This is a genomic window from Pseudomonas sp. NPDC089741, from assembly GCF_044748825.1.
Classification (GTDB): Bacteria; Pseudomonadota; Gammaproteobacteria; order Pseudomonadales; family Pseudomonadaceae; genus Aquipseudomonas; species Aquipseudomonas helmanticensis.
In genome coordinates this window covers 286,050-294,814 of sequence record NZ_JBIVGT010000006.1, presented here as the reverse complement: position 1 = coordinate 294,814, position 8,765 = coordinate 286,050, and the positions used below count along the sequence as shown (strand labels likewise).

The window sequence follows — 8,765 nt, the reverse complement described above, 5'->3', positions numbered from 1 at the left end:
AAAGCCGTGAGCTACCAGCAAGACTCCGGCATGAGCGCCGACAAACCGGTGATCAAGCGCTTCAATCTACGTCTGGAAACCCGCACCACCCGCGTATCGCGGCGCGACTACGACTTCGAAAAACCGAAGATCCTCCCCGAAGGCGCAGTGAAATCCGACTTCGCCCCAGACCTTGAGGACTACGACTACCCCGGTCGTTTCACCACCCGCGAGCGCGGCAAATTCCTCTCCACCCGCGCGCTGGAACGCCATCGCAGCGACTACAAACTCGCCGAAGGCAAAGGTGATGAACCGACCCTGACCAGCGGCCACTTCCTCACCCTCGCCGAACACCCGCGCGCCGAATGGAACGATCTGTGGTTGCTGCTGGAAGTCTTCCACGAAGGCAAACAACCGCAAGTACTCGGCGAAAACGTCACCAGCGACGTCACCGACCACAAAAGCGATTTCCACCAGGGCTACCGCAACAGCTTCCTCGCCACGCCATGGGACGCGCACTACCGCCCTGCCCTTGAACATCCGAAACCGAAAGTCCTCGGCAGCCAGACCGCCGTCGTCACCGGCCCCGCAGGCGAAGAAATCCACTGCGACCAATACGGCCGCATCAAAGTGCAATTCCACTGGGACCGCGACGGTCAGTCCAACGACAAAACCACCTGCTGGATGCGCGTCGCCAGTGGCTGGGCCGGAGCTGCATACGGCGGCCTCGCCATCCCGCGCATCGGCATGGAAGTCCTCGTCACCTTCCTCGAAGGCGATCCAGACCAGCCACTGGTGACCGGCTGCCTGTACCACAAGGAAAACGTCGTTCCGTACGACCTGCCGGCGAACAAGACCCGCAGCACCTTCAAGACCCTCAGCTCACCGGGTGGCAAGGGCTACAACGAGTTTCGCATTGAAGACAAGAAAGGCGTCGAGCAGATCTACATCCATGCCCAACGCGATTGGGACGAGAACATCGAGCACGACCAGAAGATCCGTGTCGGCAATGAGCGGCATGACACGGTTGAAGCCAATACGCTGAGTGAGTTCAAGGTTGAAGAACACCGGATTACGCATCTGGATCGCAAGAGCGAGATGCGTGCGAATGATCACCTGACGGTGGGTGTGACGCAGCATTTGAAGGTCGGGACTGCGCAGTTTGTTGAGGCTGGCACCGAGATTCACTACCACGCTGGCGAGAAGGTGGTGGTAGAGGGCGCGATGGAGCTCACGGCCAAGGCTGGCGGGAGTTTTGTGAAGGTGGATGCGGGTGGGGTGACCATTAGTGGTGCCGAGGTGAAGACCAACTCGGGTGGCTCGCCGGGTGCGGGTACGGGGATCGCCATTCTCGAACCCGTCATTCCATGGGCTGCGGCGAAAGACAAAGCCGGCGCCCTGCTCGTCCCTGCCGTCGCGCAAATGGCCTTGGCCAAAGCGGCACGTGCCGCTGGCGACATCCGCTGCCCGATCTGCGAAGCCTGTCGTGAAGGCAAATGTGATCTGGGAGCTACCGCATGAGCGATGCACTCAACAGCTGGCTGGGAGAACAGTCGCGACTCAATCGCGTACTGATTCTGGTCGTCGACAGTCTCGCCGAGCCCAATCCGATCACGCCGCTATACAGCGCCGGCGTCATGCAACGCTCCGTGCAGCTCTACCGCCGTACCGAGTTCGCTCAGTTCGCTGCCATCAGCCCGTGGCTGGCCGAACTGCAGAATCCAGGCGATGAAGAGTTTCGCAAACTGCTGGACGATCCCCAGCGCAACTGGGGCTGGATCGGCAGTATGGACAAACCTGATCTCGACAGCCTCACGCAGCATTGGATCGCACGCATGGTCATCGAAGAAGATGGCGATCGCTCGCTGTTTCGCTTCCAGGATAACCGCGTCCTCGCCCGTTGCCTCGGCAATATGAAGGAAAGTGAATGGCCGCTGCTACTCGGGCCCATCAGCAGCGTGCTGTATTGGGATGAGGATCAATGGCAAAGCGCGGATAACAGCAAGCCAGGAATGTATGCGGTGCCGAATCCCGCACCGTGGTTACAAGTCCCCACCCCACCAGAACGCACCCGCGAAATCTTGAGCACTAACCTGAAACGCTGGTTGCTGGTGTATCACGCCGAAGCCGCCGCGAAGCTTTCGGAAACCCGCGGCATCCTCGAATGGCTCGAAGAACAGATTGACCTGCTCGAAGCTTGGCAATGGAGTATTCCGGAACAGCGGCAGTTCATGTTGACCCTGCGCCTAGACGCTCAGTGCGTACAGGATGTCGCTTGGGAGCCCCTGCCGGGAGAGACACCGGATCAGCATTACGGAAGATGCGAGCGTTTTTTCGCAACGCAATCAAACGAATTGGCTCGTGGTTGAGAGCAATCTTAATAGAGCGCGGCACGCTCGAAGCTTACGCCGGACAAGGAGTATCGAATGCGGTACCACAAAATTTTCACTGGATTTGTCCGTAGCCTGCTGATCGGTCTGGGGGCGATTAGTGTGACAGGCTGCTCAGTTGCGCAGCAGGAAAGTTTTACTCTCGTTACTGAGCTTCCTCCAGGATTCAAAATTAGAGGCGAGGCACAATATGTACCCCGGGCCGGAGAAACTTGCAGTGTTCCTGCAAAGAAAGGACGAGATCATCCAGGTTTCAAGTTCTTCAAGCAAGAGTTCAGCGAAAAGGCAGAGACTGCGCATTTTCAAGTCCCGTTGAGTAGCGTGGAAGGAGGCTGCCCTTTAGTTTTAGACAGCTTTGATTATGAAGTTGATGCCAAGTATGCATCCGGATTTGATCAAGTCGGAAGAGACCACACAGGAATCGCTTTTGAGGAGGGTGCGGCTGACAACCTGGAACTTCCTACGCCGACCACTCTGCAACGAGAGTGTGAATGGTTGTTTCGTACGATGGGGCCAGATCGGGTTATCGCCAAAATTCTCAAGTGCACCGCTAAGGCAACACCGGAACAGACTATTGGCGCTGTAGCAAAGGGACCTTTAAAACGATCCCAACTACATGGAAAGACGTTGAACGTTTCTTTCGTCGTCAAAGAAGAGGAACGTCCTTACATGGGTGATAACTGGGTCAAATTTCCACAAGGATGGAAGCGTTGCATGGGTAAAAGCTTGGACGACCCATATGCCTTCTGCAATGGCAATACTACTGACTTCAAGCCGTTCAAGATGCCCGACGGGCGGAGTTGCACCGTTTACCCGACCTGTAATGAATAAGGATATTTTTTGATGCCATTGCAGACACCTTGCGATCCCTTACTCAATGGAAAATCTGAAGCATGCCCTTTGCGTGGCGACTGGATTAGTTTTCAATTAGTCGACGAGAATGGCGATGGGAAACCTTATGCTGGCTTGTCTTACGCTCTTCAGGACAGTGCCCATCAAACATATTCCGGTGTACTCGGACCCGATGGTTCAGCGAAAGTCGTCAACCATTACCAAGGGCCTGTCGTCCTCACGATAGACGAACCGTACCAAGGGGCCGAAGCTTTTTATAAAGCTCTTACCCAGCGAGAAAGCTATCCGCTGCCAATTTCAGAGTTGCAAGTGAAAGCTGAAAACACGCGGTTTATTCGGAAGGATGGCGCGCGCGTAGAAAAAAATCCGGCCAAGGAAAAAGCTGATCAGTTTTTTCAAATTGAAGTCAGAGATCTGGTCAGCAAGTCAGCACACCTGCCGCCTTACTCCCCAAGAAAATATCCTCCCAATTTCAGCCTGCTCAAGATTATGGGAGATTTGGGCTTTGGTCCCGACGAGTCGCTGCTTCAAGGCATTGCGCTGCTACCGAACAAACATTCGGTTCTCGAAGTAAGACCTCTTCGAGCATTTCGACCGATGCTATCCAAAGACAACAAATTCAGCGCCTTGAACTTGTATCAATTGTCATTATTTGCAGCTCTTAGCTATCGAAATTTTGGCCAATCCCCCGATAAAAATCCAATCACCGACACAGTGTCTTTTCCTCTCGACGCCACCGTTGGAAATATGTTCGGAGAGGGTATGGCTTGTTATAAAGAATTAGGGAAAATCGACCCGCAACAGCCCACTGCTTATTATCCACTTTACGAAGACGTGCCGTACTCGAAACGTTTCGAAATACTGCCATTCGATCCGGCTCTATATGACCAAAACAAACCAGAACTCGGCACTAAACAGGAGCACCCTGCGAAGCTGCATTTCTTTGATGATACCGAAGAGGAAAGTGGAACCAACACTCAAGGTTTCATTACACATCACGACGAAATTATTCTTATATCTATACGCGGAACTTTAGAGGGGGTGGATTTTCTTCGGGACGCTGATGCAGAGCAAATTCCTGTCAAGGTTGGCGTCGGAAAAGCTCACCAAGGTTTCTACTTGGCCTACGAAGCAATCAATACTTTCATTCAAACTTACCTCAACAGATTCCATATTGATCAGAAAGTTATTATTTGCGGTCATAGCCTGGGAGGCGCCATTGCAACCTTGCTCGCCGAAGCGCTTAGACAAGGCACTAATAAATACGACGTCTTGCTCTACACCTACGGCTCCCCAAGAGCAGGCGATGCAGACTTCGTACAAGGCGCTGCTGCCTTAGCGCACCATCGTATGGTCAACGACAACGATCCGATTCCAAGCGTGCCAGCACCATGGATGAACACTCGAAAAAGTGTCTGGATGTCTGGTGTAGCCCTGAGCTTTATTACTGCACCGATAGGAGCTCTGATCTTTGCTTTGGGGCTAACACGTACGGGCGGGTCTCCCTACGAACACCAAGGTGCTTTGCACCATTTCATGCCGGTGCAATTCAAAGGTCGCGAACACTCGTCAATTCTCTGGAATCCAGGCTGCGAATCCATCGAAGAAGCAGCCTGTACAAGGGCTGTGAAAAAATTTGGAGATCTGCCTGACCGTGCCCTGTTTATTCAACAGCTGTTCCAAATGAAACATCACTTTATGATTGATTCGTATATTCCCAACGCTTGGGCTACGTTGCGCCGCTGGCAGCAAACCCAGGAAAGCGGTCGTACGGTTGTGACAAAAACTGAATACGATCAGATCTACTATGAGCTGCAGGAAATGCAGGATCGATTGAAGTCCAAAGAGATTGAGTTGAGCCAATCCTACCAATCCGACCGTCGAGAAGCTCAGCAGCAGGTAAATGTATTAAGGGCCGAAATCGGACGACTTGATACCTCTCGGCAGCGCCTTCACACGCTTACCTTTCTCAAACTCGCGCCAGAAGATATCTACGGTTCTTCCATCCAAGCGCCGGAACATGATCAGAATGTTGAGCGCTGGATGGCGAAGAAAGAAAACACTGTCGAGGTTCAAATTGCCATGATCCCTCAAGCGAACAGCGCTAAGTTGAGGACCGCGTAACATAGTACGAATGTGCCACCACTCAAGGGTACGGCACTCTGAATAGGGGGACGTCCAAATCGACGTCCCCTTTTGGCTAATTTGGACCAATATCCGTGTGAGCATGAAAGCGTATTTTTTGCGTAGGGTAGATCTAAATGCATAGATTTATACGCTTTACTCTCGCAGCCCTGTTGGCCATTAGCTGTGCCTCTGTCAATAGCGAACCGTTGCCTTATAAATCATGGCATCTGGGTTTTTCTGCCCCCGATTACATGGAAGTCTGGATAGAGACAGCGGATATAATCGATGTTCAAGGCCAAGTTTTCAGACGGGCAATGAGCGGAGTGGCCTCATTACAAACGCCCCCCAACAACTCCGGCGACCCACGCGGCTGGCCGAAGAGAATTGGTATTGGAAGCGGCAAATATGTGACTGGCGCAGACTTGCCGAAAAAAATCTTCGTACGGTGGCAGTCGTTGGTAGAGCCCCAGACCTACAAAATGGAAATTGATATATCTGAATCAACTCGAGAGCTGATGCGCAAAGAAGAAAAAGCATTTTGCGCAGCTGACGGAAAGTGGATCACTGGTTATCGTCAATCAATTGCCGTGCGGCTAGTACCTGGTGGTATCGTTAAAGTCTGGGTTGGTGGGCCTTGTATGACGCCAATCGAGATCGCAAGTATCAAGGCTGAAGTAGATCCCCGAGGTCCGTACGAAGGCAAATCCGATGGTCAGTACGATTCACTTTCAGATGTTTCCAAGGCTTATGTAGATAAATTTGGAGTGCCGTATGACTCTTGGTGAGTAAAAAGGGGGAAGCTTGAGCTTCTTCCTTTTCATCAGATTCTGCGCCTTGAAGGCGGTAGCTTTATCCTGCAACATCCCCCCTGTTTATTCCGCAGGGGGGTCGATGACAGGCACGGCTTGAACCTTGTCGAATCAATAAAAGAATTGGCGACCGAGGGCAGATTTATCTACCCTCGGCTTCACTAGCGACAAGAGACTTATATCAATCGTTCTCTTCGCAGGGCTGCCGGCAACCTGAAAAGATAAGTTCCGTCCGGCATTAGCTGATAAAGCAAGTGATTTTCGGGGAGATCCGTATGAAGGTGTTATTTGCTAACGGCAATAAGTAGATTTACACGCTGCATTACTGCAGCCGTGCTAATTAGCAGTTGCACCTCTTCCAATAGCGGTTCTTTACCCTATGAAGCTTGGCATCTCGGATTCTTGGCGCCAAACTATATGGAGGTCTGGATCGAAACGGCGGATGTAATAGATTCAAAGGGGCAAGTCTACCGGAGGGCTATGAGTGGTGTCTCCGCAATCCAAACACCAGCTAACAATTCCGGCCAGCCAAGAGGTTGGCCAAAAAGACGGGCGAGGTAAGGGAAAATACATAACTGGCGCAGACCTTCCCAAAAAACTTTACGTTCGTTGGCAGTCCTTAGTTGAGCCACAGACTTACCAAGTCGCTATTGATGTGCCTGAATCAGTTCGTGAATTGATGCGTAAAGAGGAAACTGTTTACTGTGCATTCGACGGCAAAGAGATCTCAGAATATCGAGATGCACTTGCAATAGGACTTGCCCCGGGTGGAATAGTTAAAGTTTGGGTACTTGGTTCTTGTTTACCTCCTGTAGACGTTGCAAGAGTTCAAGCCGAAATCGACCCGCGTGGACCCTACGAGGGAAAATCCGATGGTCAGTATGATTCACTTTCAGATGTTTCCAAGGCTTATGTAGATAAATTTGGAGTGCCGTATGGCTCTTGGTGAGTAAAAATGGAGAAGCTTGAGTTTCTTCCTTTTCCTCAGATTTTGCGCCTTGAAGGCGGTAGCTGTATCCTGCAACATCCGCCCCCTGCTTATTCAAAGGACGGAATTCAAGGCATGCTGGACGCCAACGCAACCAACATTACCCTCACGCTCGAAGGCGCCAACGCCGACCTGCAAGTCCTCAGTTTCACCGGTCGCGAAGCCAGTACGGCCGCATCAAAGTACAATTCCACTGGGACCGCTAAGGGCTCGTGGAATCTAGGTATCAATATTGCCCTAGGACCAGATATTGCCAAAAAAATTGTGCACCTTGTCGCTAAAAACGAGCGTAGGTATAACTTTTCGTTAAACAGCGCAGGGGCCGCAGACATAATTCTGCCCGGCGTTCACTCTGATTTAGGGGGGGGTATCTACCAAAAGCTATTGAAAAAGTGCTGATTAGTAAGCCACGTCGAAGCGACGTCGAGCGGAGATCAATGGCGACCGAAGCTAATAGTTACAAACTCGCACAGCAGGATCTTCGCCGCACCCAAGATCAGATGGCTCAGTACGATTTGTCTCTCGAACTTCGGACGTGGGAGGTAAATTTTAACAGCGTGGACAGAGATGATCGAACCCCGAAAAAGCATGTCTATGCGGCAGTAAGCAGCCAACGCGAAGTGCGTAGTGAACTGTCATTGGTCTATCTGCGGATTATGCGTGAACTGGCTGTCGAGAATGACGTCCCGTTCGCGGAAATCTCTGATAACGATCCGAGACTTGCTCTACCAACGGAACTAGATGAGATTTCTGAAAAATTAATGGCATACGCATTGGGCAAGACCAAAACAATTGGCCTGACCCTGCAACAAGAACAACTATTATTTCAGCGTTATGTTCATCTATCTGACAACTGGAATGCTGCGAAGGGATTAAACAACAGTGATCTTGGCATACTGTTCATTAATCGCCCTAATGACAACCTGCTTCGGACGGTTCATCCAAATGAGTAGTTTTACTCGCTTCCTGCTTGCCGCCATGTTGTTGGTGGGATCAACCTTTGCAAACGCAGGTTCGTTGCCATATGACGCTTGGCGCTTAGGTTTTTCAGCTCCTGACTACATGGAAGTTTGGGTTGAAACTGCAGATGTCATCGATATGCAGGGGCAGGTATATCGACGGGCAATGAGCGGAGTTTCCGCTATTCAGACTCCTAAAAATAATGCGGGCAACCCAAAGGGCTGGCCAAAAAGATCGGGCTGGGGAAAAGGCAAGTACGTTACCGGTGCAGATTTACCAAAAAAGATTTTTGTACGTTGGCAATCATTGGCGGAGCCGCAGACTTACCAAGTCGGAATCGATATACCTGAATCAACCCAAGAAATTATGCGTACAGCTGAAAAAACTTATTGCGAAGCTACAGGTAAGTGGACGACGGGTTACAGAAAAGCAATTGCAATCGGTCTCGCGCCGGGTGGCATCGTAAAAGTGTGGGTGCTTGGCCCATGTCTGGCACCAATCGAGGTCACGCAAGTGAAGGCCGAGGTTGACCCACGTGGGCCATACGAAGGCAAATCGGGTGGTCGATACGATTCGCTCTCAAAGAATTCCAAAGAATACGTCGAGACGTTCGGCGTGCCGTATGGCTCTTGGTGATGTAAGAGCGCCGGCTTGATCTAT

The 8,765-nt window shown here is 51.5% G+C and carries 9 protein-coding genes; all 9 read left to right on the top strand.

Annotated features, from left to right (window positions below):
- Positions 1 to 1,500, top strand: a 1,500-nt coding sequence (tssI, locus tag ACIPZE_RS09785; RefSeq protein WP_400772617.1) for a type VI secretion system tip protein TssI/VgrG, incomplete at its 5' end; no start/stop codon positions are given.
- A complete protein-coding gene (locus tag ACIPZE_RS09780; protein WP_283436544.1) occupies positions 1,497 to 2,348 on the top strand; it encodes a DUF4123 domain-containing protein in 852 nt (283 codons plus the stop codon). The genes tssI and ACIPZE_RS09780, both read left to right, overlap by 4 nt.
- Before the next feature lie 57 nt (positions 2,349 to 2,405).
- A complete protein-coding gene (locus ACIPZE_RS09775; protein ID WP_283436545.1) occupies positions 2,406 to 3,200 on the top strand; it encodes a hypothetical protein in 795 nt (264 codons plus the stop codon).
- 12 nt (positions 3,201 to 3,212) lie between these two features.
- Positions 3,213 to 5,345, top strand: a complete 2,133-nt coding sequence (locus ACIPZE_RS09770; RefSeq protein WP_283436546.1) for a lipase family protein — start codon at positions 3,213 to 3,215, stop codon at positions 5,343 to 5,345.
- A 137-nt stretch (positions 5,346 to 5,482) separates the two neighbouring features.
- Positions 5,483 to 6,133: a DUF2931 family protein gene (locus ACIPZE_RS09765; RefSeq protein ID WP_400772616.1), complete on the top strand. Its 651-nt coding sequence runs from the start codon at positions 5,483 to 5,485 to the stop codon at positions 6,131 to 6,133.
- Positions 6,134 to 6,644: 511 nt separating this feature from the next.
- A complete protein-coding gene (locus ACIPZE_RS09760; protein ID WP_346772237.1) occupies positions 6,645 to 7,106 on the top strand; it encodes a DUF2931 family protein in 462 nt (153 codons plus the stop codon).
- A 6-nt stretch (positions 7,107 to 7,112) separates the two neighbouring features.
- Complete coding sequence (locus ACIPZE_RS09755; RefSeq protein ID WP_283436548.1) at positions 7,113 to 7,544, top strand: hypothetical protein; 432 nt, start codon at positions 7,113 to 7,115, stop codon at positions 7,542 to 7,544.
- A 38-nt stretch (positions 7,545 to 7,582) separates the two neighbouring features.
- Complete coding sequence (locus ACIPZE_RS09750; protein ID WP_400772614.1) at positions 7,583 to 8,098, top strand: hypothetical protein; 516 nt, start codon at positions 7,583 to 7,585, stop codon at positions 8,096 to 8,098.
- Positions 8,091 to 8,741, top strand: a complete 651-nt coding sequence (locus ACIPZE_RS09745) for a DUF2931 family protein (protein ID WP_400772612.1) — start codon at positions 8,091 to 8,093, stop codon at positions 8,739 to 8,741. Before ACIPZE_RS09750 ends, ACIPZE_RS09745 begins: the two co-directional genes overlap by 8 nt.
- The last annotated feature ends 24 nt before the right edge of the window (positions 8,742 to 8,765 follow it).

What these genes read in the sequence shown, in the direction of transcription:
- ACIPZE_RS09780 (WP_283436544.1), top strand. Translation starts at nt 1,497, where the DNA reads ATGAGCGATGCACTCAACAGCTGGCTGGGAGAACAGTCGCGACTCAAT.
- ACIPZE_RS09775 (WP_283436545.1), top strand. Translation starts at nt 2,406, where the DNA reads ATGCGGTACCACAAAATTTTCACTGGATTTGTCCGTAGCCTGCTGATC.
- ACIPZE_RS09770 (WP_283436546.1), top strand. Translation starts at nt 3,213, where the DNA reads ATGCCATTGCAGACACCTTGCGATCCCTTACTCAATGGAAAATCTGAA.
- ACIPZE_RS09765 (WP_400772616.1), top strand. Translation starts at nt 5,483, where the DNA reads ATGCATAGATTTATACGCTTTACTCTCGCAGCCCTGTTGGCCATTAGC.
- ACIPZE_RS09755 (WP_283436548.1), top strand. Translation starts at nt 7,113, where the DNA reads ATGGAGAAGCTTGAGTTTCTTCCTTTTCCTCAGATTTTGCGCCTTGAA.
- ACIPZE_RS09750 (WP_400772614.1), top strand. Translation starts at nt 7,583, where the DNA reads ATGGCGACCGAAGCTAATAGTTACAAACTCGCACAGCAGGATCTTCGC.
- ACIPZE_RS09745 (WP_400772612.1), top strand. Translation starts at nt 8,091, where the DNA reads ATGAGTAGTTTTACTCGCTTCCTGCTTGCCGCCATGTTGTTGGTGGGA.